This is a genomic window from Clostridium budayi (genome assembly GCF_055396605.1).
Genome location: NZ_AP042456.1, coordinates 1,453,679 through 1,479,757 on the forward strand (window position 1 = coordinate 1,453,679; position 26,079 = coordinate 1,479,757).

The window sequence follows — 26,079 nt, forward strand, 5'->3', positions numbered from 1 at the left end:
CTATTTTAAAGAGTAAATGTAATTATAGCTAGATAAACAGCATATTAATTAAGGAGATGGTAGAACAATGAAGCTAGCTAAACTAATGGAAGGACTAGAATATGAAATATTAAAAGGGGACTTAGATGTTTCTATAAATAATATTAATTATGATAGCAGAAAAGTTAAAGATGGAGATATGTTTGTCTGCATCAAAGGATTTAAAAGTGATGGACATAATTTTATAGATGCTGCAATAAATAATGGAGCAAAAGTAATAGTATGCGAAGATGAAGTCTTTGTTAAAGATGGAATAACATTAATTAAATTTAAAGATACAAGAAAAGCACTTGCAAAAATTGGTGCAAAATACTATGATAATCCATGTGATAAACTTAATATAATAGGAGTTACTGGAACTAACGGAAAAACAACAACTGCATTTATGATAAAAAATATACTTGAAAGTTGTAATGAAAAAGTTGGTCTTATAGGAACTATTGCAAATTATATAGGAGATGAAAAGTTAGAAACAGAAAGAACAACTCCAGAATCTTTAGAACTACAAGAACTTTTTAGAAATATGGTAGATAAAGGTGTTAAATATTGCGTTATGGAAGTATCATCACATTCACTAGCATTAGATAGAGTATATGGTGTTGATTTTGAAGTTGGTATATTCACAAATCTTACAAGAGATCATTTAGACTTCCATAAAACTTTTGAAAATTATTATAAAGCTAAATATAAATTATTCCCTAGAAGCAAAACTAGTATAGTAAATATTGATGATAAATATGGAGTTAGAATTACTGAAGATTTACAAAAAGAAAATATAACAAACTTCATAACTTATGGAATAAGAAATAAAGCAGATATAATGGCTAAAAATGAAAAACTTGAAAATATGGATATTCTTTTTGATTTAGTTACAAAGGATAAGACAGAAAGAGTACTTCTTCCAATACCTGGCGAATATAATATATATAATGCATTAGGTGCAATATCAGCTTGTAAGGTTCTTGGAATTAGTTTAGAAGATATAAAAGAAGGATTAAAGCATGTTGTAGTTCCAGGAAGATGTGAAAGAGCTGCAAGAGGTCATAAGTTACCTTATGAAATAATAATTGACTATGCTCATACTCCAGACGGATTAGAAAACATATTAAAAACCGCAAGAGAATTTACAAGAGGAAGATTAATTTCAGTATTTGGATGCGGTGGAGATAGAGATAAAGTTAAAAGACCTCAAATGGGTAAAATAGGAACTGATCTTTCAGATGTTTCAGTAATAACATCAGATAATCCAAGAAGTGAAGAGCCCGATAGTATAATAGACGACATTATAGCTGGAATAGAAAAAGATAACTATATAAGAATAACTAATAGACATGAAGGAATAGAAAAAGCTATGGAAATAGCAGAAGATGGAGATGTAATAGTTATTGCAGGTAAAGGACATGAAACTTATCAAATATTAAATACTGGAACTATACATTTTGATGAAAGAGAAGTTATAGAAGAAATATTAAAGAAAAACTAGAGGTGTATTTTATGGAACTTACATTTAATGAATTACTTAAATACTCAAACGGAGAAGTAATAGTAGATAACGATAATAAAGAATTTAATAAATTATCAACTGATACAAGAAAAATAGAAAAAGGTAATATATTTTTAGCATTAAAGGGTGAAAACTTTAATGGAAATAAATATGTTAAAGAAGCATTTTCAAAAGGTGCATCAATTGCTATAGTAGATGAAGTACTATTTAATGAAGAAGATGTAGATGGAGTAGTTATAAAAGTAGAAAGTGGAAAAGATGCTTTATTACAAATAGCAAAAGGATATAGAGAAAAATTAGGTCTTAAAGTTGTTGGGATTACAGGTTCAACTGGAAAAACTTCAACCAAGGATTTAGTAAGTGCATTTTTAAGCGGAAAGTATAAAGTATTTAAAACAAAAGGAAACTTTAATAATGAAATAGGTCTTCCTCTTATGGTTCTAGAATTAGATAGTAGTATTGATGTTGCTGTGCTTGAAATGGGAATGAGCGACTTTAATGAAATACACAATCTTGTTAACTGTGCAAGACCAGATATTGCTCTAATAACTAATATAGGAGTATCTCATATAGAAAATTTAAAGACAAGAGATAATATATTAAAAGCAAAAATGGAAATAACAGATTACTTTAATAAAAACAATACTCTTGTAATAAATTGTGAAGATGATAAGTTAAGCACAATAGGCGATAAAGAGTATGAAATAGTAAAAATTGGATATAATCATAATTATGATTATTATGCTAGCAATATAAAGCTTACAAATGAAAGTATATCATTTGATCTACACTGTAATGGAGAAGTTCATAATATTAAATTAGATATGGTAGGTAAGCATAATGTTTTAAATGCTTTACTTGGAATAGCTGCTTCATTTAAGCTTGGTCTTACAGTAGATGAAATGAAAGATGGACTTAAAAATATGGAAGCTACATCAATGAGATTAGAATTTATTAGTGGAGATGGAATAGAAATTATAAATGATTGTTATAATGCAAGTCCAGATTCAATGAAAGCTGCCTTAGATGTATTAAATAATAGAGAAGGCAGAAAGATTGCTATTTTAGGAACTATGAGAGAACTTGGTGATGAAAGTAAAAGATGTCACAGAGAAGTTTCAGAATATGCATCAAGCAAAGTAGATATGCTTATCTCATGTGGAGAATTTATTGATGACTTCAAGGAAGGTTTTGAAAAAGAAGAAATAAAATTATATAATACAAAGATAGATTTAATAAACGACTTAGATTCAATAATTAAACCAAATGATGTTATTTTAGTAAAAGCATCAAGAGGTGAAAAGTTTGAAGAAATAGTCGAAGCATTAAAAAATATAAAAAGATAAGAGACAACGAAGGAGGTGAACTCCCAAAGTTTATATATAAACTTTGGAAGTAACAATGGGGGATTTTTTTAGTAGTTTTATAAATCCAGCGACACTTTTAGCATTAGGACTAGGTTTTGTAATTTCAATAATATTAGGACCAATATTTATACCGATATTACACAAATTTAAATTTGGGCAAAATATAAGAAAAGAAGGACCACAAAGTCACTTTAAAAAAGCTGGTACTCCTACAATGGGAGGCGTAATTTTCATTATATCAGTTACAATTGTAATGTTCGTTATGAGATATAAAATATCTGATGAAGGAATGATAATATTATATTCAATGATAGCATTTGGTTTTATAGGATTCCTAGATGACATGCTAAAAATTATACATAAAGATAATTTAGGATTAAGAGCATGGCAAAAGATGGTTTTATTACTTTTATTCTCAGTTGCAATAGCTTATTATAGTTATACAACGTTAGGATCAAGTATTATAATTCCATTCTTTGGAATTAATATTAATTTAGGATTATTATATATCCCTGCTGTAGTAATTTACTATGCAGCAGCAACAAACGCCGTAAACTTAACTGATGGATTAGATGGATTAGCTTCAACTATAACAGTAATAGTTTTAATTTTCTTTAGTATAGCTGCGTTTAATTCAGATGTTCAAGGTAACTATCAAATTCAAGTATTTGCATTAGCACTTGTGGGGGCACTTTTAGGCTTCTTAAAATATAATGCATACCCTGCAAAAGTGTTTATGGGAGATACAGGTTCTTTAGCATTAGGTGGTGCAGTTGCAAGTATTGCATTATTTTTAAAGAATCCAATAATACTTGTTATTGTTGGTGGTATATATGTATTTGAAACATTATCTGTAATTATACAAGTAGTATCATTTAAAACTAGAGGAAAGAGAGTATTTAAAATGGCTCCTGTTCACCATCACTTTGAACAATTAGGATGGTCAGAAACAAAAGTTGTTACAGTATTTTCAATTATTACAGTTATTCTTTGTATTATAGGGGTTATTTCACTTTAGCAATATATAGTGGAGGAGTTTTGTATGAAAAAAAGAAAACCCAATAGTAGAAAAATGGGTGAGATTGATTTTGGAATATTTTGCGTTATAATATTACTACTTGCAGTAGGAGTGGTAATGGTATACTCAGCAAGTTCATATTACTCCATGTTTAAGTATGATGACAGTATGCATTATTTAAAAAGACAACTTATATGGTGTGTATTAGGAGTAATCGCAATGCTGTTTATGATGACTATAGATTATCATAAACTTAAGAGATGGACATTTATTTTACTTATAGCAACAGTTCCTATATTATTAGCCGTTTTCCTTTTCCCAGGGGTTAATGGTGCTCAAAGATGGATTCAGCTTGGACCATTTTCATTCCAACCATCAGAGCTTGCTAAATACGTAATAGTTATATATTTAGCTATGTTTTTAGAAAAGAAAGGTGATGGAATTAAAAACTTCAAAACAGGGGTAATACCTTGCTTTTTAGTAGCTGGAATATATGCAGGAATAGTATTAGCTGAGAAGAATCTAAGTATAGCATCAGTAATAATGATAGTTACATTTATTATGGTTTATGCAGCTGGTGCTAGAAGACTTCATATGTTTGGATTTATAACTCCTACACTTGTTTCAGCAGCCTTAGTTTTTGCACTAGGCGTTGATTATAGAAGAAGAAGAATGCTTAATTTTCTTAATCCATGGAAAGATCCAGCTGGAGATGGATATCAGCTTATCCAATCTTTCTACGCATTAGGAGCAGGTGGAATAACAGGGCTTGGTCTTGGACAGTCAAGACAAAAGATGTTATACATGCCAGAACCACATAATGACTTTATATTTTCTATAATAGGTGAAGAGTTAGGTCTTATAGGTTGCTTAATAATAATTGCATTATTTGTTGTATTTGTTTGGCGAGGAGTTAGAATAGCTATGAGAGCTAAAGATACTTATGGTAGTATGCTTGCTATAGGCATAACTTCAATAATTGCAGTTCAATCAATTATAAACATAGCAGTTGTTACAGGTTCAATGCCAGTTACAGGTGTACCACTTCCATTTATAAGTTATGGGGGAACATCTCTTGTAATTAATCTAATGGCAATGGGTATACTACTTAATATTTCAAGGCAGACAGAAAGAAAAGAAACAAATATAGCTATAAACAAGAATACAAAATAAAAAATTAGAGAGGAAGAAAATTTTAAAATTACTTCCTCTCTAATTTTTTAAATCAAATATAAACAACAATTAATTCCTTATTAAGAAAAAATTAATGAAAAAAATAATCAATAGTGATATTATATAAGATGTAAATAAAATAAGAGTAAGGATAGGTTTCAAGCAGTATGGGAGCGAGTAATAATAAATACATAAGAAAAGCTAGAAGAAAAAGACTTATAAAACGTATCATATTTATTATAATATTATTAGGAATAATAATTTGGCTTTTTATAACTAAATCAAGTGTCTTTTTAATAAAAAATGTAGATGTAACAGGGGAGCATTTAGTTACTAAAGATTTTATTTCTGAAAAAACACAGGAAATTAAGGGTGAAAATATATTTTTCGTAAAGAGTAATGAAGTTCAAAAATTACTTAAATCAGATCCTTATGTAGGAAATGTAGAAATAAAAAGAAAATTCCCATCTACATTAGAAATAAATGTTACAGAAAAGGATGTTGCATATTACATAAAAAGTAACGGTAACTATAATGTTATTAGTAGCGATTTAGTTTTATTAGAAAATGTTAATAAACTTAAAACTGATGGATTAATTGAAATAACAGGATTAAAGAAAGATAGTGGTGAACTTGGACAAAAATATTGTGATACAGGTGATGATACTAGACTAGATACATTTTTTATCACACTGTATAAAATAAAAAAGGCAAATAAAACTTCTCATAAAATAACTAAAGTAGATGTTTCTAATTTAAGTCATATTATAGTATACTTTAATAATGTTCAAGTTAAAGTTGGGAATGGATCAGATTTAATTAAGAAAATTAACAAAGCATTAAATATTTTAGAAGATAAGAAGTTAAACTTCAAAAAAGGGTATATTGATTTAAGTTTTGAAGGAGCACCGGTATTAAAAGAAGAGAAGTAGAGGAGGTTATTTTAATGAAAAAATCCACCGCACAAATTTCAATTGCAATAGTTTGTGCATTACTAGGTTTTTTACTTGCATATCAATTTAAATTACTTAGTAAAAATAATGATGGTAGTACAGAAAATTATAATAAAAGTGATATTATTACAGAAATCGATAGTTTAAAAAAGGAAAAAGAAGAGCTTCAAAATAAAAATAATGCAATTAATGAGGAACTTAAAAAATTAGAGGATGCGGCAGCTAAAGAAGGTAACGTAGGTAAGGAAATTAAAAATCAACTTGATTCTGCAAGAATGCATTTAGGACTTGTAGACGTATCAGGTCCTGGTGTAATAATAAAAATTACACCTAAAACATCAATATTTGGTTCAAGTTCCGATGAAACGGGAAGAAGTATAAGTGAAGAAGAGTTAATTCATATTGTAAATTTACTTTGGTATTCAAAAGCTGAAGCAATATCAATAAATGGATATAGAGTAACCCCACAAACTGGTATTAAAAATTCAAGTAATTATATTTGGATAGGATCTGCTGGTAAAGTAAGTCCAAAAGAACCTATAACAATAAAAGCAATTGGAGATAAAGCAAGATTGAATGTTGGGTTAAATTTCCCAGGATCTTTAGATTTTGGAGCACTTCAAAATTATAATTGTGAAGTAGAACAAAGTGATAACATAGTTATTGAAAAAACAACTCAAACAATTAAAAGTGATTATTTAAAACCAGTTGAAAAGAAGGAGGCTAAGTAATGGTACCATTTATAGGGCTATTAATTGGAGTAATTTTTGGATTTGTATTTGATGTAAATATACCAGAAAAATTTTCTCCTTATATGTCAGTTGCAATACTTGCATGTTTAGATTCTGTCTTTGGTGCAATAAGAGCAAATTTATCAAAAAATTTTAGAGCAGATATATTTATATCAGGATTCTTTGGTAATGCATTACTTGCAGCAGGGCTTGCTTATTTAGGAGATAAGCTTGGAATACCAATATATATTGCAGCAGTTATAGTATTTGGAGGAAGAATATTTGATAACTTCGCAATAATAAGAAGACTTATTTTAGAAAAAATTAAGTCTCGCTAAGAAAGAGAGATAGGAGGGTATATGAAGAAAACTAGTGGAGGATTAATTTTATTTTTTGCCTCAATATTTGTGGGATTATTAATAGCATTTAATATAAATTTTAGTAAAATATTTGAATCACCACTTAGGTTTAATGCCAAAGAATATCAAAATGCGATATCTGAAAGAAATGATTTGTATAAAGAAATAACAAATTTAAAAAATAGAAATAAAGATATACAAGATACGATTAATAAGTATAAGTATGATGACAAAAAACAAGATAAGATTTTAAAAAGCATGAAAAATCAATTTAAAGACTATGGTATGATTACTGGGAATACTGAAGTTCAAGGACCGGGTATTTTACTTAAAATAAATGATGGTAACATAGATTTAAATAAAGATACAGAATTTGAAACAAAATCTAAAATATTTCATGACAATGATATGGCGTTAGTTATAAATGATTTAAGAAAAGCTGGAGCAGAAGCTATAACTATAAATAATCATAGGGTTATGCCAAATTCAGGTGTTATTTGTAACTGGGCTTTTCTAGGGTTTGAAGATGAAACAACAGAGTATGCACCGTTTTATATTTATGCAATAGGTGATCCAGATACGCTTGAGGCATCACTTTATGAAGATGGAAGTCACGTAAGAGAACTTATGATTAGAGAATTATCTGTTAAGGTAGAAAAAAAGGATAATATTTTAATGCCAGCAGCATCTAAAATTAGTTCATCAAATTATATGAAAGAATATACTGAAAAATAATAAAAAATTTTATTTTTTTGGAGGAAATTTAAGATAAATGAAGAATAGTAATTAAGAAGAGTGAAAACTCTTGTAAGGAGGCTTTTATGAGTATTAAAGAGAATATAGACAATATAGTTAAAGAATTACCAGACAATGTTAAGCTCTTAGCTGTTTCTAAAACAAGATCCTTAGAGGAAATGGAGGAAGCTTATGACTATGGATTAAGAGAATTTGCAGAAAATAAGGTTCAAGAGCTTGTTCGTAAGGAAGAAAGTTTTCACAAAGATGTAAAATGGCATCTTATAGGTAAATTACAAACTAATAAAGTGAAATATATAGTTGGTAAGGTAGATTTAATACATTCATTATCTAGCGTTAAATTATTAAATAAGATTGAAGATTTATATAGAAAGGAAAATCTTATAGCAAATACATTAATTCAAATAAATATAGGAAGAGAAGAAAGTAAAAGTGGAGTGCTTCTTGAAGATTTAGAAGAATTAATTGAAAATGTTGAAAAATGTAATAACGTAAAAGTAAAAGGTATAATGGTAATTATTCCTAAAGGTGATGAAGAAAGTAATAGAAATTACTTTAGAAAAACTCATGAGATTTTCTCAGACTTAGGTAAGAGAGAATTTAAAAATATAACTATGGAAGTACTATCCATGGGAATGACACATGATTATAAAATAGCCGTAGAAGAAGGTTCAAATATGGTACGTGTTGGAACTGGCATATTTGGAGAAAGAAATTACAATATTTAGGGGGAGAAAGAATATGGCAAATATGATATCAAAAATGAAAAATATTTTAGGATTTGGAGATTTTGATGAAGATTTCGAAGATGATGAATTCGAAGAAAACTTCCAAGATGGATCAGATGATGAAATGGTAGTAGATGAAAGCATAGAACCAGTCATTTCAGGAAAGAAATCAAATAAAGTTGTTAACATTCACACATCTGCCTCAGCAAAGGTTTTAATAACAAAGCCTACTGCTTATGAAGAAGCAATGGAAATATGTGATGCAGTTAGAAATAGAAGAATAGTTGTTGTAAATACAACAAATTTAGATATTAGAACTGCACAAAGATTATTAGACTTTATTGGTGGTTCATGTTATGCACTTCATGGAGATATTCAAGAAATTGAAAAGAGAGTATATCTTCTATCACCTTCAAATGTAGAAGTAACTAGTGAACTAAAAAGCGAATTAACTTCAAAGGCATTATTTAACTGGTCAAAATAATAGGAGGATTTAAAGATGCTTATATATCTTATTAGTTCATTATTTAGAGTTGTAGAACTTGCTATATTAATAGAATGTATTTTGTCTTGGTTTATTCATGATAGAAATAATACTTTTATGGCAATATTACAAAGCTTTACTGAACCTATATTAAGACCTTTTAGATATATACAAGAAAGATTTATTGGAAATCTTCCTATAGATATATCTCCAATATTTGCATTAGTAGCGTTAGATATATTAAAACCTATTGTTATTCATTTAATAATAGGAGTTGGTTTAATTTAATATGTATAAAGAAGTTATTGAAAAAAAGTTTAAAGATGAAGAAAAGATTACTGCATTAAATTTATATAAAAAGATGATGCTTGCGTACGAAAAAGATATTCCTATGTTTGGTAATGATTTTTATCCGCCAAACATATGGAAATTTTTTGAGGATGAAGTAAAGTTAAAAGGGTTAAAGGTAGAAACTTTTGGAGTATTTAACGATTCTGAAAGACGTATGATATCATTTAATAATTTATATAATATAGAATTTCCTATTAAAGTTTTAAAAATAGATGCATCATCTAAATTTAATGAAGTTACACATAGGAATTATTTAGGTAGTTTATTATCACTTGGGATAGAAAGAGATAAAATTGGTGATTTAATAGTGGATAATAATATTTGTTATGTCGCAGTTTGTGCAGATATTTCTGATTATATTATTATGAGTCTTGAAAGGATTTCAAAAAATCCATGTAAAATTAAAGAAATAACTACAGGGATAGAAGATATAAATCATCAATTTAAAAATGAATTTATTTTGATTCAGTCTATGAGATTAGATTCAGTTGTAGCTAAACTTATAAAAAAGTCTAGGGGGATAGCACAGGAGATTATCGAAGAAGGACTTGTTTTAGTAAACTATACTGTAACTAGAAGTAAAAGTTTTGAAATATCAAAAGGTGACAGAGTTACGATAAGGAGATATGGTAAATTTATCATAGGCGAATGTAGTGGTCAAAGTAAAAGTGGTAAATATAAAATTGAGATTAAAAAATATACATAATAGAGGTGTGAAGTAATGAAATTAACTCCAATGGATATTAATAATAAGGAATTTAAGAAAGGTCTTAGAGGATATCTTCAAGATGAAGTAGACGAATTCTTAGATGACGTTGTAGATAATTATGAGGAATTATATAAGGAAAATGCAAAACTTAAAGAAAAGATAGAAGTTTTAAATGAGCAAGTAGAACATTATGCTAAAATAGAAAGCACAATTCAAAATACATTAGTTTTAGCTCAAAATGCTGCAGACCAAGCTAAGGAAAGCTCACAAAAAGAAGCTGAATTAATAGTTAAAAATGCAAATGAAACTGCACAAAGAATTGTTGATAAAGCACACAATGATGTTATTCAAATAAATGATGAATTTGATAGAGTTAAACAAGAATTTATTAAATTTAGAGCTAAGTTTAGAAATTTTATAAATACTCAATTAGAAACATTTGATGATTTAGAAAAGGATTTAAATAAAAATTATTCTATATCAACTCCTGTTGAAGAAGAAATTGGTATTAAAGATATAGCTTATGAAGAAAGTTATAATGAAGTTAATGAAGAAGTATCTCAAGATGATTTAAAAGAAATAAAAAGTTTCTTTGCAAATAAAGAAGATTAATATTTTCAGCATTACAGGAATTTGTAATGCTGATTTTTTTATATTACCTTTATGTTGAGTAACAGAGAGGAATATATTATAATTGATAGGTAATAAAGAATTAGGAGAACAAAATAATATGGAAGAAATTATTTATAATATAGATACTTGTGATAAAGGGACTAGAATTGATAAATTCCTTTCAGAGAAATTTGAAGGTAAATCAAGAAGTTATATTCAAGGTTTAATAGAGGAAGAAAGCATTTTAGTTAATAATAAAAAAGTTAAGAGTAATTATAAACTTAAAGAAAACGATGAAATAAAAGTTTTTATGAAGGAACCTAAGGAACTTGAAGTTGAAGCTGAAAACATACCAATAGATATTATATATGAAGATAGTGATGTAATAGTAGTTAATAAAGCAAAAGGAATGGTTGTTCATCCAGCACCAGGAAATTATAATGGAACTTTAGTAAATGCTTTATTATATCATTGCACTGATTTATCAAGTATAAATGGAGTAATAAGACCTGGTATCGTACATAGAATCGATAAAGATACAACAGGAATATTAGTTATTGCAAAAAATGATGAAGCACATAATAAATTATCAGATCAACTTAAGGAACACTCTATGAAGAGAGAATATTATGCTTTAGTTGAAGGAAGAATAAAAGCTAATAGTGGAACTATAGATAAACCACTTGCAAGATCAAAAAAAGATAGACTTAAAATTGCAATTGTTGAAGATGGAAAAAGAGCAGTAACTCACTACGAAGTAATTGAAAGATTTAAGAATACTACTTTAGTTAAATGTGTATTAGAAACTGGAAGAACTCATCAAATAAGAGTTCATATGAGTTCAATTGGATATCCTTTAGTTGGAGATCCTGTGTATGGATTTAAAAAAGGAAAGTTTAAATGTGAAGGACAAATGCTACATGCAAAAACTTTAGGATTTATACATCCAAGAACAAATGAGTATGTAGAATTTACATCAGAACTTCCAGAAAATTTTAAAGCTCTAATAGAAAATTTAAGAAAAGATAATATATAGTGAATCTGTTAAGTTGTTATGAAAAAATAGCTTAATAAATCATAGATTTTCTCGTTCTTTGAAAATTATATAAGTTTGACTATATTTGCGCATGGCAAATAAACCTGCAAAATATAATTTTTCAAGCAGGTTAATCAAAGATATTCTTAATAAATTAAGCAGCTATAAACCAAGATTGCCTAGATAAATTATCACTAGAGAAGCCAGCGACTTCAGCGGGAGTAAGGTTATTTAACGACCCATGAATTCTTATAAAATTATAGTGAAATATAAACATAAAAATAAGATTATTAGCTTTTTCAAATGAGTTAAATCCTTTTTTGGACTTATACCAAGCTTTAAAAGTCTTATTAAAAGATTCTATAAGATTATTATTTATATCACTAGACATTGGCTTAACTGGTACATGTTTTGTTTCCGGTAATAGCGTAGCTATCGCTTCGTTATAAGCTGGCCATCTATCTGTAATTAGGTTAGAGGGTGAACCATATTTTTTAGCTTCATTGATCAGAGAAAAAGCAGAGCTTTCATTTCTATATCTACTTAAATGAAAAGATATTATAAATCGCGTTTCAGAGTCTATAACTAACCATAAATAATGTTTTACTCCGTTAATAAAAACAACAGTCTCATCAGCGTGCCAATCGTCAGATTGCAAATCTACTTGTTGTTTAAAGTTATCTGCTTTGAGTTTAAAGTATGGAGCAAATTTATTGCTCCAGTTAGCGATAGTTACATGAGACACTTTTATATTAAAGGTGTTCATAAGAAATTGAGATATAGCTCTAGTTGATGTATTGTTCAAGTAATATAATGTTAGTGCTGTAATAATAATTTGTAATGGGAATCGCATTCCTTTCATAGAAAGGGCCCCGGTAATAGCTTCGCTAGATGGTGAATCAATATTAAAATTATGATGTTGCACAATAATATGATTACATTTTTTATTATTACATTTATATCTATTATAGTGTTTGTAAGAATGATGTAAATAAGTTCCTTTATCACACTTTGGACACTTAGGATACTTCATTTTAGGAACTCCATCACCATCGCTAGCGATGAATTGGCGCTTACATTTTTTACATTGATATTTTTGATTAGCCTGTTTGTCAAAACCAAATTTATATAGTTTATTAGAGTGACAACGAGGGCATCTAATATTTGTTTTGTTCATTGTTTTCTCTCTCCTTTTCTAGGGGGTAATTTAGTCTTTGCAAACTTATTGTATTTCCTAAGGTTGAGAGAATCAATGTTCATATAACTTAACAGATCGTATATAGTTATTAGGAGGTAAAAAATGAAATTAAAAGCAAACCTTTTAGATGATAAAGCCATAAAGAGAAGTTTAATTAGAATATCCCATGAAATAATAGAAAAAAATAAAGGCGTAGAAGATGTAGTACTACTTGGAATTAAAAGAAGAGGATATCCATTAGCTGAGAGAATATCAAAGCAAATAGGAGAGATAGAAGGTATAAAAGTTCCTGTAGGGTCAGTTGACATAACATTATATAGAGATGATTTAACAAAGGCTAATGATATGCCAGAGGTACAAAGCTTAGATTTAGGTGTAGATGTAAAAGGAAAAACAATTATCTTAGTTGATGATGTTTTATATACTTGTAGAACTGTAAGAGCTGCAATTGATGCTATAATTGATGTTGGAAGACCAAATGGAATACAACTTGCAGTACTTATAGATAGAGGACATAAAGAACTTCCTATAAGAGCTGATTATGTAGGAAAAAATATACCAACATCAAGAGATGAGATTGTTGGAGTTAAGATTTTAGAAATAGACGGAGAAGATTCAGTAAAGATATACGAAAATGAATAAGGATAAAGCTTAAAGGAGAGAAATTAGATGGAATATAAGTTAATAGCAACAACTACTTTTGGTATAGAAGGAGTTACTGCAAAAGAGCTTAAAGCTTTAGGATATGAAAACTTACAAACAGAAAATGGTAAGGTTCATTTTGAAGGCGATGAAATGGATATTGCTATTGCAAATATTCATTTAAGAACAGCTGATAGAGTATTAATAAATATGAAAGAATTTGAAGCTAGAAGCTTTGAAGAACTATTCCAAGGAACAAAAAGTGTTAAATGGAGTAATATAATACCTAAAAATGGAGTTATGCACGTTGTTGGTAAATCAATAAAGTCAACTCTTTATAGTGTGCCAGATTGTCAATCAATAGTTAAAAAAGCTATAGTTACTCAAATGAGTGAAGCATATGGAATAGATAAATTTGAAGAAGATGGTCCTGTATATAAAATAGAAGTTGCAATTTTAAAAGATAAAGTAACTTTAACTATTGATACATCAGGAGTAGGACTTCATAAAAGAGGATATAGAGAACTTGCAGGAGCTGCACCACTTAAGGAAACTTTAGCTGCATCAATGGTTTTATTATCAAGATGGAAAGAAGACTATATATTAATTGATCCATTTTGTGGTTCAGGAACTATACTTATAGAGGCTTGTATGATAATGCAAAACATTGCGCCAGGACTTAATAGAGAGTTTGTTTCAGAAACATGGCCAACTATGCCAAAAAATATATATGATCAAGTAAGAGAAGGTGCAAGAAGAGCCATAAAGGATAAAGATTTAAAACTTATAGGTTATGATATTGATCATAGAATATTAAGAGTTGCAAAAGAAAATGCAAAGAAAGCTAATGTAGATAAATATATAGAATTCCAAGAACGTGACTTTAGAAGATTCTCAAATAAGCATAAGTATGGGTTTATAATTTCAAACCCACCATATGGTGAAAGATTAAGTGATAAAAAAGAAGTAAAAGAGCTTTACGGAATATTTGGAAAGTACAAAAAACAATATAAAGATTGGGAATATAATATTTTAACATCATATGAAGATTTCCAAAAGGATTTTGGTATGAAATCATCAAAAAATAGAAAATTATATAATGGTAAATTAAAATGCTATTATTATCAATATTTTGATAACAGTTTAATAAAAAATGCTGGAGATACAGTTCTTCAATGTTTAATGGATTAATAATTAAAAAATAAAATATAAAATAAAAGAACTTTTTCAATAATGAAAAAGTTCTTTTATTTTATTTCATATCTGTAAGCCTAGAGGTCATATATTTATAGTAGAGTGATGAATGAGTAGGTAAAAATGAAAAGTCTGAGACATTTAAAATATTAATTTCATAAGGAAGTTTTGCCTTATCAAACTTGTTACCTAAAATAATTAACTTTTGAAGGTTTGTACACTTACTAACATATTTAGCAAGTTCTTTAGGCTTAATATTTTGGTATGGGTAAACAATTAATATTTCTGTATCTAAAGGTTCTGACTTTAATAGTTTTTTGTCTAGTATATTAAAAAATAGCATATGTTGTTTAATTTTATAAGGAGTATTTAATTTAATTCCAGTTTCAATATTTTTAAAAACTGAATTTAAATATTTTTGATTATCTGAAAGTAAAAATATTTTTTTAGAAGATTCTATTTCTTTAGATAATATATTTAAAAGTAATTTTATAACATCAATCTCATCAATTGTTGTGATGAAAAAACATTTTGAAAAACTATTGATATAATCAATTGTTGACTTTATGAATTCTTTTTTTAATTCCATAATATCATCCCCTTTGTTCATAAAAATTCCATATTAATATTTTACCATAATTTCTTATTATTTGGCAATTTAATATGAATTTTATTATAAAGTTTTTTGGAAAAAATAGTATATAAATTTAATTGTAGGAATATATATATATTGTTACAAAATAGTTAGGAGGTAATTTCTTGGACAACTTTAAAATCTATAAAGATATATCAGAAAGAACCCAAGGTGACATTTACGTAGGGGTTGTTGGTCCAGTTAGAACTGGTAAATCAACTTTTATTAAAAAGTTTATGGACCTTATGGTAATACCAAAGATTGATAATGAATTTAAAAAAGAAAGAGCAAAGGATGAACTACCACAAAGTGGATCAGGAAAAATGATTCATACTACAGAACCAAAGTTTGTGCCAAATGAAGCCATTGAAATAAACATTGATGACGAATTAAAATTTAAAGTAAGAATGGTAGATTGTGTAGGATATATAGTAAAAGAAGCTTTAGGTTATATTGAAGGAGACAATGTTAAAATGGTTAATACTCCTTGGTATGATTATGAAATTCCATTTGAAGATGCAGCTGAAATAGGAACAAGAAAAGTTATAACAGACCATTCAACAATAGGTTTAGTTATAACTACAGATGGAAGTATCACAGGTCTTGAAAGAGAGGATTATGTTGAGGCTGAAGAAAGAGTTATTTCTGAGTTGCAATCTATAAATAAACCATTTGTAGTAGTACTTAATAGCCAAAGAGCAAATTCAAAAGAAACACAACAGATTAAAAAAGAAATGGAAGACAAGTACGATGTTGAAGTTCAAGTTATGGATGTGGCAAATATGACTGAAGAGGATATTGAGGATTTATTTAAGAATGTACTTAAAGAATTCCCAGTAAAAGAAGTTAATATTGATATGCCAGAATGGCTTGAAAAGCTTGAAGCAGAACATTGGCTTAAAAAGGATTTCTTTAACATAATAAGAGGGATTAGCAAAAACATATCAAAAATAAGAGACATTAAAACTTCTTTAGATAATTTAGGAGAAGAGGAGTTTTTAGGAGATGCATTTATAAAAGATATAGACCTTGGGATAGGGACTGCAAATGTTATAATGAAACCTAAAGACGGAATATTCTATAGAGTATTAAGTGAAATTTGTGAGCTTGATGTAAATTCAGAAAATGATCTTCTTTCAATAGTTAAAGAATTAAATGTAGCTAAGAAAGAATATGATAAAGTAAAAGATGCATTAAAAGATGTAAATGAAACTGGATATGGTTTAGTTGCACCACAACTTAAGGAAATGAAATTTGAAGAACCTGAAATTGTAAAACATGGTTCACAATATGGCGTTAAATTAAAGGCAAGTGCACCTTCATTACATTTTATTAAAGCAAATATACAAACAGAAATAAGTCCTATAATGGGATCAGAAAAAGAATCAGAAGAACTTGTAAAATCACTTTTAGAACAATTTGAAAATGATCCAGCAACTTTATGGCAAAGTAATATGTTTGGGAAATCTCTAGAAGTATTAGTTAAAGAAGGTCTTCAAAATAAACTATATAAAATGCCAGAAGATGTACAAGTAAAAATACAAAAAACATTACAAAAAATAATAAATGAAGGTAATGGCGGTTTAATCTGCATAATCTTATAAGATAAAAAGCTAGTATTTTAGAAAGTTCTAAAATACTAGTTTTTTTATTATTTATTGGGCTAATTTTTAAAAGAAGAGTATATAATATAGTGTACAGGTAAAATAATATTACACAAAGGGCATGGTGAGGTATTATGATTGACAAATACAAGGCTTATAAAAAGGTTGGGGTTATAAATGCAGAAGCTGCAACAAAGTTAGGATTTGAATTTTATGGAGATGTATATGCTTCACCAGGAGTTTTAAGGCATATAATAAGAAGACATGGCAAACAATTAACTAGAAATATAAAGGACAATTTAACTATAATAATTGAGAGAATAATATGTAGTCCAGATTATATTGGTATGAATAAAAGAAAAACGGAAATTGGTGCTATTGAGCTAGTTAAGAAGATTGATTCTTATATAATGCTAGTTTTAGAATTTGATATACAAAATAGATATCTTTATGTAGCGAGTATGTATCCTGTAACAAAAAGTAAGATGAAAAATAAATTATATAGTGGAAGTATAAAAGAAGCTGTATAGTAAAATAATATTATTTTCTTGAAAAGTTAGAAGTTAAATATGTATAATTAAGTGGGATAAAATTTTTGAGGTGAGCAAAGGCTCCTCACGCGCTAATTTCTTTAGTAAACAGAGATGTAGGATACGCCGACCTACCAAAAATATTAAAAGACTTTTGGAAAAAAGCCAAAAGTTCTTTTTTGTCCTAAATAAAATACGAAAGAAAATGGAGGGATATACTTTGAAAAAGGTAGCAGTTGTTTTCAATGGTGGAACAATATCAATGAAAGTTGATGATAGAATAAAAGCAGCAGTGCCAAGTTTAAGTGGCGAGCAAATAATGGCAATGGTTACAGGAATAGAGGAATATGCAGAAGTTATAAATTATAATTTTTCATCTCTTCCATCACCACATATGACACCAAAAATAATGCTTGAGTTATCTAAGTTCGTTCAAGAACTTGCAGATAGAGAGGATATTTCGGGGATTGTAATAACTCATGGAACAGATACATTAGAAGAAACAGCATATTTTTTAGATTTAACAGTTAAAACTAAAAAACCAGTTGTCGTAACAGGAGCTATGAGAAGTAGTTCTGAACTTGGATATGATGGACCTTTTAATCTTGCCACTTCAATATGTACAGCAATAGCAGAAGAATCAAGAGGACGTGGCGTAATTGTATGTTTTAATGGAGAACTTAATGATGCAAGAGAAGTTACAAAGGCAAATTCTATGGCTTTGAATGCATTTAGAACCCCAAACTTTGGACCGGTTGGAATAGTTGATAATAATAAGGTTATATTCTATAGAAAAGGACAAAAAGGAGGAAAAGTTGTTCCAGAAAGTATGGACAAGGATGTTGCACTTATAAAATGTGTAGCTGGAATGGATTCTTCTTACATAAATTTTGTTATTAATAACGGATATAAAGGAATAGTTTTAGAAGCTATGGGAAGAGGAAACATACCACCTACAATGGTTGAAGGAGTTAAACGTGCTATTAAAAATAACATACCTGTAGTTGTAGTTTCAAGATGTTTTGAAGGAAGAGTATATGAAAGCTACGGATATGAAGGTGGTGGAAAGCATCTTATGGATCTTGGTGTAATATTTGGAGATACAATGCCAGGACAAAAGGCAAGAATACAATTATTAGTTGCAGTTAATGCAGGTAAAAATACGGACGAAATAAGAGAAATGTTTGAAAAAGGTTTGTATGAACATGAATAATGTGAATCTTAATATGTTATAATTAAATAATATTCGTATATATTAAAAATAATACACTTAAAAATATTGACAATATTCGTTTAATTAAATACAATAGTATTGTAAACGGGAATACTCATATAATCGCAAGAATAAGGCTTGCGAGTTTCTACCAGATACCTTAAATATCTGACTATGAGAGAGGACTTTTTAAAGGATATTATTTTAAGAAAGTCATTATGAGTTATCTTTGTTTAGGTAATTTATAATGACTTTTTTTAGTTGTGGGAGGAAAGTATGAAAGAGAAAAGATTTTTAGACATTTTAAACAATAAAAATGTCGACTACAAAAAGGAAGTTATTGCAGGTATAACTACATTCTTAACGATGGCGTACATAATAGCTGTTAATCCAAGTATTTTAGGACAAACAGGAATGGATCAAGGTGCTTTAGTTACAGCTACGTGTTTAGGAGCAGCTTTTGCAACTATTTTGATGGGTGTATATGCTAACTTGCCATTTGCTCTTGCATCAGGTATGGGACTTAATGCATATTTTGCATTTTCTGTAGTAATAGGTAAAGGAATATCATGGGAAGTTGCGCTTACTGCAGTATTTATTGAAGGTATAATATTTATTCTTATGTCATTATTTAAAGTTAGACAAGCGGTTGTCAATGCAATTCCAATGAATATGAAATTTGCAGTTACAGCAGGTATTGGACTATTTATAGCATTTATCGGACTTACAGGTAGTGGAATTGTTGTATCAAATCCTGATACATTTTTAGCTCTTGGAGAATTTAGAAATCCTACAGTTATCATAGCAGCAATTGGTGTAATTGTTATAGCAGTATTAGATAAAAAGAAGGTTAAAGCATCTATTCTTATAGGTATAGTAGTATCAACTTTAATAGCATGGGGATATGCATTATTTGATCCTGAATATGCAAATGCTCTTGGAATCTTTTTACCAAATGGAATTATTAAATTTGAAAGCATAGCTCCAATAGCTGGTAAATTAGATTTTGAATACATGTTACATCCAGAAACTATATGGAGTTTTATTGCAATTGTTTGTACATTCTTATTTGTTGATTTCTTTGATACTATTGGAACATTAGTTGGGGTATCATCAAGAGCTGGTATGCTTGACGAAAATGGGAATATTCCAAATGCAGGAAAAGCGCTTATGGCAGATGCTGTAGGTACAACAGTTGGAGCTTGTATGGGGGTTTCAACAGTTACAACATTTGTTGAAAGTTCTACAGGTGTTTTAGCTGGAGGAAGAACTGGCTGGACTTCTGTAACTACAGGTTTATTATTCTTAGTTGCAATGTTCTTTTCACCAATTTTTGTAGCTATCCCAGGATGTGCAACAGCACCAGCTTTAATATATGTTGGTTACTTAATGCTTGGTGCAGTTAAAAATATTGACTTTGATGAGATAACAGAAGGGTTCCCAGCTTTCATTACAATAGCTGCAATGCCTTTAACATATAGCATTGGTGATGGATTAACACTTGGAGTATTAGCATATGTTATAATCAATACTTTATACAATATATTCTTTGCGAAAAATAAGGAAGATAAGAAGAATATATCAGTAGTCATGATAGTTCTTGCATTAATATTCTTATTTAAATTATATTTCTTATAAATATAAATAAACTAAAGGCCTTCTTTTGCTCTTAGCAGGAGAAAGCTTTTTTTTATTCAATTGTAAACATTTTGTAAACAAAGTATTGACTTTAAAAGGTGGTTAAAATAATATGTATTTATACTATTTAAACTTTTTATAAAAAGGAGGGGAAATGATGATTAAAAGTATGACTAGTTTCGGTAGAGCTAGAAGTGAAGAGGGTAAAGATAGACTTTTTCAAATAGAAATGAAAAGTGTAAACCACAGGTATTTAGATATGAATATTAGAATGCCAAAGTCAATTTTTCCTTTAGAAGAAAAAATTCGTAAAATAATAAGTGAAAGATTAAATAGAGGCAAGGTAGACGTATTTATAAATTTAAAAAGCTTTGGTAGTGGAGAAAGTGTTTGTGAAGTAAACAGTACTCTTGCAAAAAGTTATTATGATTCTTTAAAGAAAATATCAGAAGAATTAGATGTAGTAAATGATATAACGTCAACTAAAATAGCAAGATTTCCTGATGTTATTTCTGTTGTAGAAAAAGAAGAAAATATTGAAGAAGTGTTTGAAGAAATAAGACAGTTACTTGAAATTTCTCTTGATAATATGATAGAAATGAGAGAAAGAGAAGGAGAAAAGCTTAAAGAAGATATAATAAAAAAATTAGATACAATAGATAATCTTGTGTTAGAAGTAGAAAAGGTTGCTGATTTAGTTCCTAAAAAGTATAAAGAAAAGTTAGAAGAAAGAATAAAAGAACTAACTAAAGGAATGGAAATCGATGAAAATAGAATTGCACTTGAAATTGCAATCTTTGCTGATAAAGCTACTGTAGATGAAGAGATTATAAGACTTAGAAGTCATATATCTCAAATGAAAAACACACTAAATTTAGATGAACCAATAGGAAGAAAACTTGATTTTATTGTTCAAGAAATGAATAGAGAAGCAAATACAATTGCTTCTAAAGCAAATGATATGAAAATGACAAACACAGTCATTGACATAAAAAATCTTATCGAAAAGATTAGAGAACAAGTTCAAAACATAGAATAATAAAGGAGGAAACACATGGGTATTAAATTAATTAATATTGGCTTTGGAAATATCGTATCAGCTAACAGATTAGTTGCAATTGTAAGTCCTGAGTCTGCACCAATAAAAAGAATAATTCAAGAAGCTAGAGATAGAGGAATGCTTATAGATGCGACTTACGGTAGAAGAACAAGAGCCGTAATAATAACAGATAGTGACCATGTAATCTTATCAGCAGTTCAACCAGAAACAGTAGCCCACAGATTATCAAATAAAGATGATCATGAAGATGAGGTAGATGAATAATGAAAAGAGGCGTTTTATTAGTAGTATCAGGTCCTTCAGGAGCTGGTAAAGGAACAATTTGTAAGGCATTATTAGAAAAGCATAAGGAAATTTACTTATCAGTTTCAGCCACAACAAGAGCACCAAGAAAAGGTGAAGTAGAGGGAGTAAATTATTACTTCACTACTAAAGAAGAGTTTGTTAAGAGAGTGGAAGAAGGAGATTTCTTAGAACATGCAGAAGTGTATGGTAATTACTATGGAACACCTAAATCTAGTGTTGAAAAAATGCTAGAGCAAGGAAAGGATGTTATTTTAGAAATTGACATCCAAGGAGCGTTAAAGGTAAAAGAGAATTGTGAAGAGGGTATATTCATATTTATACTTCCTCCTTCAATGGAAGAATTAAAACAAAGAATAATAAAAAGAGGAAGCGAAACACCTGAGTCATTAATGACAAGATTTAAATCAGCATATAAAGAAATAAATTATATTTCAAAATATAATTATGCTGTAGTTAATGATGAAGTAGATTTAGCTGTTAAAAAGCTTGAAGCTATAATAACAGCAGAAAAATGTAGAGTAGATAGAATGAAGCATCATAATATTTTAGATTCTAAGGAGGGTTTTATACATGAACAACTCTATGATTAATCCATCAGTAGTAGATTTATTAAAAAAGGTAGAAGATAGATATTCTCTAGTAATAGTAACTTCTAAAAGAGCAAGACAAATAATAGAAGGTAGCGAACCATTAGTTGATGTTGACTCAAACAAGCCATTAACAATAGCTATAAACGAAGTTAATGAAGGTAAAGTAGGATACGAAACAGTAGATACTGAGGAAAAATAATTACTATGTATAAGGATAAATGTGTTGTACTAGGAGTTTGTGGAGGTATTGCTGTTTATAAAGCTTTAGATGTTGTAAGTTCTTTAAGAAAAAAAGGAATAGAAGTTAGAGTTATAATGACTGAGTCTGCGACTAAGTTTGTAACTCCTCTTACATTCCAATCAATAAGCCAAAACATGGTTGTAACAGATATGTTTGCAGAGCCAAAGGCATGGGAAATTCAACATATAAGCTTAGCTCAAAAAGCTGATGTAATGCTTATTGCACCAGCTACTGCTAATATAATTGGAAAAGTTGCAAATGGTATTGCAGATGATATGTTATCTACAACTATAATGGCAACTAAAGCTAAAGTTATATTTGCACCAGCTATGAATACAAATATGTATGAAAATGTAATAGTTCAAGAAAATATAAAGAAGCTTAAAGCTTTAGGATATGAATTTATTGAACCTGATTCTGGAAGACTTGCTTGTGGAGATATAGGAAAAGGTAAACTTCCAAAACCAGAAGTTATATTTGAACATGTTTTAACTTCACTTCACCCAGTAAAAGATTTATGCGGAAAGAAAGTATTAGTAACCGCAGGTCCTACAAAAGCCAATATTGATCCAGTTAGATTTATTACAAATAGATCAAGTGGTAAAATGGGGTATGCTATTGCAAAAGAAGCTAGAGATAGAGGAGCTGAAGTTACACTTGTAACTGGAGCTAAAGGTATAGAAAAACCAATTGGAATAGAAGTTATTGAAATAGATACTAACAGTGAAATGAAAGAGGAAGTTTCAAAACACTTCGATTCAAGTGATATTGTTATAAAGGCAGCTGCTGTTGCAGATTATAAGCCAAAAAATTATAGCAAAGAAAAGATTAAAAAAGGTGAAGGCTCATTAAATATTGAGCTAACTAGAGACTCCGATATTTTAAAAGAATTAGGAGAAAAGAAAGATAAACAAATTTTAGTTGGATTTGCAGCTGAAAGTAGTAACTTGATAGAAAATGCAAAAGGCAAATTAGAAAGAAAAAATCTTGATTATATTATTGCAAATGATATTACATCACAAGAAACTGGTTTTGGGAGTGACCAAAATAAAGTTTTTGTAATTTCAAGAGACGGTAATGTAAATGAACTTGATATAATGAGCAAGAGAGAAGTTGCTAGTAATTTGTTTGATATTATTGGAGGAAAGCGCTAGATTATGCGCTTTCTTCTATTATTAAAGAGTTTTTATGAAAGGATGGCTTAAAAATGGAACTATATGCAAAAGTTATTTTAAATAATGAAGCTGTAGAAATAGATAGGCCTTTTACATATAAGGTTAAAGAAGAGTTAGTACCTTTAATAAGTGTAGGACATAGAGTAAAAGTTCCATTTGGATTTAAGAATAAGCCTACAGAAGGTTTTGTTATTGAACTTTCAACAGAGTATAATGAAGAATATAAAATAAAAGAAATATCAAAACTTTGTGATGAAGATCCAATACTTACAAAAGAAGATTTATTAATTATAGAATTTTTAGTAAATAAAACATTGTGCAAGCATATAGATGCCATAAGAGTTTTAATTCCAACAGGTCTTATAAAAGGACTGAAAAGTAAGAAAAAGAAAGTAATAGTCTTTAATAAAGATATAGATAGAGAACTTAAAAATAGTGAAAAGTATGAAAATCTAGTTTCTTTCATAAAAAATAATGATGGAATTTACTCAAAAGCAGAACTTTCTAAAGAATTTAATTTTTCTACGTATACGATAAATAAATCAATTGAATTCGGATTTCTAGATATTAATGAGAAAGTAGTTCATAGATTTAATAAGAGAGTATATGATAAAGACTTATCTAAAAACTTAACAGAAGAACAAAGAGAAGCTATTTTTAATATTGAAAATTCAAAAGAAAAAGGAATTCTTTTAAAAGGTGTTACAGGCTCTGGTAAGACAGAAGTTTATATGAATCTTGTAGAGAAAGCTTTAAATGAAGGAAAAGGGGCTATTGTTTTAGTGCCTGAAATAGCTTTAACTCCACAAATGATTGAAAGATTTAAAGGAAGATTTGGAGAAGATGTAGCACTTTTTCATAGTAAACTTTCAGATGGAGAAAGATTTGATGAATGGTACAGGGTAAAATCAGGTGATTGCAGATTAGTAGTTGGAGCAAGAAGTGCAATATTTTTACCTGTTAAAAACTTAGGGCTTATTATAATAGATGAGGAACATGAAGGAACATATAAATCAGAGCACAATCCTAAATATAATACAAAAGATGTAGCAGAATTTTTAAGCTTAATAAAAGGTTGTAAATATATATTAGGTTCTGCAACTCCATCAGTTGAAAGTTTTGCAGATGCTATGGTTTCAAAATTAAAACTAGTTGAACTTAAGAATAGAGTTGATAATAAACCTCTTCCTACTATGGAAATAGTAGATATGAGAGAAGAATTAAGAGTGAAAAATATGTCTTTATTTTCAAGAAAGCTATATAAGGAAATGAAGGAAGCACTAGAAAGAAAAGAACAAATAATTTTATTTTTAAATAGAAGAGGCTTTTCAACATTTATATCATGTAGAAGTTGTGGGTATGTATTTAAATGTCCGAAATGTGATATATCTATGACATATCACAAAAATGGTTATTTAGTATGCCATTATTGTGGAAGAGCTGAAAAACAAGTTAAGATATGCCCTAAATGTAAAAGCAAATATGTTAAGTTTTTTGGTGCTGGAACAGAAAGAGTAGAAAACGAAGTTAGAAAATATTTTAAAGATGCAAGAATATTAAGAATGGATGCTGATACAACAAGAAATAAGGAGTCTTATGAAAAGATATATAATTCTTTTAAAAATAGAGAAGCTGATATTTTAATTGGAACTCAGATGATAACAAAAGGATTAGACTTTAAAGGGATTACTTTAGTTGGAATATTATCAGCAGATATGTCTTTAAATATACCAGATTATAGGTCTGGAGAAAGAACATTTCAGCTTATAACACAAGTTTCTGGAAGAGCAGGTAGGGGAGACAAGGAAGGAAAGGTAATAATACAAAGTTATACTCCAAACCATCCAAGTCTTAAATATGTTATAAATAATAATTATATGGGTATGTTTAAAGAAGAAATAGCTGTAAGAAAGGCTATGAAATATCCGCCTTTTGGCAAAATATTATTAATAAGAGGTATTTCTAAAGATGAAGAAAAACTAAAAGAATTTATGAAAAAATCAAAAGAGATGTTAGATAATATATTAGATGAAAATTTAGATATTTTAGGGCCAACACCATGTATTGTATCAAAAATAAAAGATAAAAATAGGTGGCAGATACTAATTAAAGGCAAAATAAAAGACGAGTTATGTAAAAAAATAAAAGATGCACTTTATGAAATGAATAAGAGTGTATATAATGAAATAAGAATAAGTATTGATATTAATCCAAACAACTTATTATAGGAGGAA

28 protein-coding genes and 1 riboswitch are annotated in these 26,079 nt (G+C 28.7%); of the genes, 26 read left to right on the top strand and 2 right to left on the bottom strand.

What is annotated here, in order from left to right; genetic code table 11:
* Positions 1-67: 67 nt before the first annotated feature.
* The 14 genes from ACZ5TJ_RS06800 (at position 68) to ACZ5TJ_RS06865 (ending at position 11,820) form a co-directional block, all read left to right on the top strand.
* Complete coding sequence (locus tag ACZ5TJ_RS06800) at positions 68-1,522, top strand: UDP-N-acetylmuramoyl-L-alanyl-D-glutamate--2,6-diaminopimelate ligase (RefSeq protein WP_464202175.1); 1,455 nt, start codon at positions 68-70, stop codon at positions 1,520-1,522.
* Positions 1,523-1,533: 11 nt separating this feature from the next.
* Complete coding sequence (locus tag ACZ5TJ_RS06805) at positions 1,534-2,889, top strand: UDP-N-acetylmuramoyl-tripeptide--D-alanyl-D-alanine ligase (RefSeq protein ID WP_464202176.1); 1,356 nt, start codon at positions 1,534-1,536, stop codon at positions 2,887-2,889.
* Positions 2,890-2,944: 55 nt separating this feature from the next.
* Positions 2,945-3,928 (top strand): phospho-N-acetylmuramoyl-pentapeptide-transferase, encoded by a 984-nt coding sequence (mraY, locus tag ACZ5TJ_RS06810; protein ID WP_464202177.1) that lies wholly within the window; start codon positions 2,945-2,947, stop codon positions 3,926-3,928.
* A gap of 24 nt (positions 3,929-3,952) precedes the next feature.
* On the top strand, positions 3,953-5,101 hold the full coding sequence (spoVE, locus tag ACZ5TJ_RS06815) for a stage V sporulation protein E (protein ID WP_464202178.1): 1,149 nt from the start codon (positions 3,953-3,955) through the stop codon (positions 5,099-5,101).
* 167 nt (positions 5,102-5,268) lie between these two features.
* Positions 5,269-6,033, top strand: coding sequence for a cell division protein FtsQ/DivIB (locus ACZ5TJ_RS06820; RefSeq protein ID WP_464202179.1), 765 nt, complete (start codon positions 5,269-5,271; stop codon positions 6,031-6,033).
* 14 nt (positions 6,034-6,047) lie between these two features.
* Positions 6,048-6,785 carry a DUF881 domain-containing protein gene (locus tag ACZ5TJ_RS06825; protein WP_464202180.1) on the top strand — a complete coding sequence of 246 codons (738 nt, stop codon included), beginning with the start codon at positions 6,048-6,050 and terminating at the stop codon, positions 6,783-6,785.
* Positions 6,785-7,123: a small basic family protein gene (locus ACZ5TJ_RS06830; RefSeq protein ID WP_464202181.1), complete on the top strand. Its 339-nt coding sequence runs from the start codon at positions 6,785-6,787 to the stop codon at positions 7,121-7,123. Before ACZ5TJ_RS06825 ends, ACZ5TJ_RS06830 begins: the two co-directional genes overlap by 1 nt.
* Positions 7,124-7,144: 21 nt before the next feature.
* A complete protein-coding gene (locus tag ACZ5TJ_RS06835; protein ID WP_464202182.1) occupies positions 7,145-7,879 on the top strand; it encodes a DUF881 domain-containing protein in 735 nt (244 codons plus the stop codon).
* A gap of 86 nt (positions 7,880-7,965) precedes the next feature.
* On the top strand, positions 7,966-8,628 hold the full coding sequence (locus ACZ5TJ_RS06840) for a YggS family pyridoxal phosphate-dependent enzyme (protein ID WP_464202183.1): 663 nt from the start codon (positions 7,966-7,968) through the stop codon (positions 8,626-8,628).
* A gap of 13 nt (positions 8,629-8,641) precedes the next feature.
* Complete coding sequence (locus ACZ5TJ_RS06845) at positions 8,642-9,112, top strand: cell division protein SepF (RefSeq protein WP_039316165.1); 471 nt, start codon at positions 8,642-8,644, stop codon at positions 9,110-9,112.
* Between the two features lie 15 nt (positions 9,113-9,127).
* On the top strand, positions 9,128-9,400 hold the full coding sequence (locus ACZ5TJ_RS06850) for a YggT family protein (RefSeq protein WP_464202184.1): 273 nt from the start codon (positions 9,128-9,130) through the stop codon (positions 9,398-9,400).
* Position 9,401: 1 nt separating this feature from the next.
* A complete protein-coding gene (locus ACZ5TJ_RS06855; protein ID WP_464202185.1) occupies positions 9,402-10,169 on the top strand; it encodes a YlmH family RNA-binding protein in 768 nt (255 codons plus the stop codon).
* A gap of 15 nt (positions 10,170-10,184) precedes the next feature.
* The gene (locus ACZ5TJ_RS06860) at positions 10,185-10,784 is read left to right on the top strand and encodes a DivIVA domain-containing protein (RefSeq protein WP_464202186.1); all 600 of its coding nucleotides are present in this window, start codon (positions 10,185-10,187) and stop codon (positions 10,782-10,784) included.
* Positions 10,785-10,902: 118 nt separating this feature from the next.
* Positions 10,903-11,820, top strand: a complete 918-nt coding sequence (locus ACZ5TJ_RS06865) for an RluA family pseudouridine synthase (RefSeq protein WP_464202188.1) — start codon at positions 10,903-10,905, stop codon at positions 11,818-11,820.
* Positions 11,821-11,974: 154 nt separating this feature from the next.
* Here ACZ5TJ_RS06865 and ACZ5TJ_RS06870 read toward each other — a convergent pair whose 3' ends face one another.
* Positions 11,975-12,997, bottom strand: coding sequence for an IS6 family transposase (locus ACZ5TJ_RS06870; protein ID WP_464198879.1), 1,023 nt, complete (start codon positions 12,995-12,997; stop codon positions 11,975-11,977).
* Positions 12,998-13,120: 123 nt separating this feature from the next.
* On the opposite strand from ACZ5TJ_RS06870, the gene pyrR reads away from it, so the two are divergent.
* Entirely contained in the window at positions 13,121-13,660 is a 540-nt protein-coding gene (pyrR, locus tag ACZ5TJ_RS06875) for a bifunctional pyr operon transcriptional regulator/uracil phosphoribosyltransferase PyrR (protein ID WP_055206354.1), read from the top strand.
* Positions 13,661-13,687: 27 nt separating this feature from the next.
* On the top strand, positions 13,688-14,851 hold the full coding sequence (locus ACZ5TJ_RS06880) for a THUMP domain-containing class I SAM-dependent RNA methyltransferase (RefSeq protein WP_055206356.1): 1,164 nt from the start codon (positions 13,688-13,690) through the stop codon (positions 14,849-14,851).
* Between the two features lie 61 nt (positions 14,852-14,912).
* Here ACZ5TJ_RS06880 and ACZ5TJ_RS06885 read toward each other — a convergent pair whose 3' ends face one another.
* A complete protein-coding gene (locus ACZ5TJ_RS06885) occupies positions 14,913-15,443 on the bottom strand; it encodes a hypothetical protein (RefSeq protein ID WP_464202192.1) in 531 nt (176 codons plus the stop codon).
* A 170-nt stretch (positions 15,444-15,613) separates the two neighbouring features.
* Between ACZ5TJ_RS06885 and spoIVA the strand changes: the two genes are divergently transcribed.
* From spoIVA to priA, 10 genes are all read left to right on the top strand, one after another.
* Positions 15,614-17,092: a stage IV sporulation protein A gene (spoIVA, locus tag ACZ5TJ_RS06890; RefSeq protein ID WP_464202193.1), complete on the top strand. Its 1,479-nt coding sequence runs from the start codon at positions 15,614-15,616 to the stop codon at positions 17,090-17,092.
* A 134-nt stretch (positions 17,093-17,226) separates the two neighbouring features.
* Positions 17,227-17,622, top strand: a complete 396-nt coding sequence (locus tag ACZ5TJ_RS06895; RefSeq protein ID WP_464202195.1) for a PBECR3 domain-containing polyvalent protein — start codon at positions 17,227-17,229, stop codon at positions 17,620-17,622.
* A gap of 220 nt (positions 17,623-17,842) precedes the next feature.
* The gene (locus ACZ5TJ_RS06900; RefSeq protein WP_464202196.1) at positions 17,843-18,835 is read left to right on the top strand and encodes an asparaginase; all 993 of its coding nucleotides are present in this window, start codon (positions 17,843-17,845) and stop codon (positions 18,833-18,835) included.
* Positions 18,836-18,930: 95 nt separating this feature from the next.
* Positions 18,931-19,030, top strand: a riboswitch (purine riboswitch).
* Positions 19,031-19,111: 81 nt separating this feature from the next.
* On the top strand, positions 19,112-20,473 hold the full coding sequence (locus tag ACZ5TJ_RS06905; RefSeq protein ID WP_464202197.1) for an NCS2 family permease: 1,362 nt from the start codon (positions 19,112-19,114) through the stop codon (positions 20,471-20,473).
* A 157-nt stretch (positions 20,474-20,630) separates the two neighbouring features.
* A complete protein-coding gene (locus ACZ5TJ_RS06910) occupies positions 20,631-21,512 on the top strand; it encodes a YicC/YloC family endoribonuclease (RefSeq protein ID WP_045725629.1) in 882 nt (293 codons plus the stop codon).
* A gap of 15 nt (positions 21,513-21,527) precedes the next feature.
* Positions 21,528-21,797, top strand: coding sequence for an extracellular matrix/biofilm regulator RemA (gene remA / locus ACZ5TJ_RS06915; RefSeq protein WP_039316141.1), 270 nt, complete (start codon positions 21,528-21,530; stop codon positions 21,795-21,797).
* Positions 21,797-22,429, top strand: a complete 633-nt coding sequence (gene gmk, locus ACZ5TJ_RS06920) for a guanylate kinase (protein WP_055206369.1) — start codon at positions 21,797-21,799, stop codon at positions 22,427-22,429. Before remA ends, gmk begins: the two co-directional genes overlap by 1 nt.
* Entirely contained in the window at positions 22,410-22,628 is a 219-nt protein-coding gene (rpoZ, locus tag ACZ5TJ_RS06925) for a DNA-directed RNA polymerase subunit omega (protein ID WP_039316136.1), read from the top strand. Before gmk ends, rpoZ begins: the two co-directional genes overlap by 20 nt.
* A gap of 5 nt (positions 22,629-22,633) precedes the next feature.
* Complete coding sequence (coaBC, locus tag ACZ5TJ_RS06930) at positions 22,634-23,824, top strand: bifunctional phosphopantothenoylcysteine decarboxylase/phosphopantothenate--cysteine ligase CoaBC (protein WP_464202198.1); 1,191 nt, start codon at positions 22,634-22,636, stop codon at positions 23,822-23,824.
* A 53-nt stretch (positions 23,825-23,877) separates the two neighbouring features.
* Positions 23,878-26,073: a primosomal protein N' gene (gene priA / locus ACZ5TJ_RS06935; protein WP_464202199.1), complete on the top strand. Its 2,196-nt coding sequence runs from the start codon at positions 23,878-23,880 to the stop codon at positions 26,071-26,073.
* Positions 26,074-26,079 lie beyond the last annotated feature (6 nt).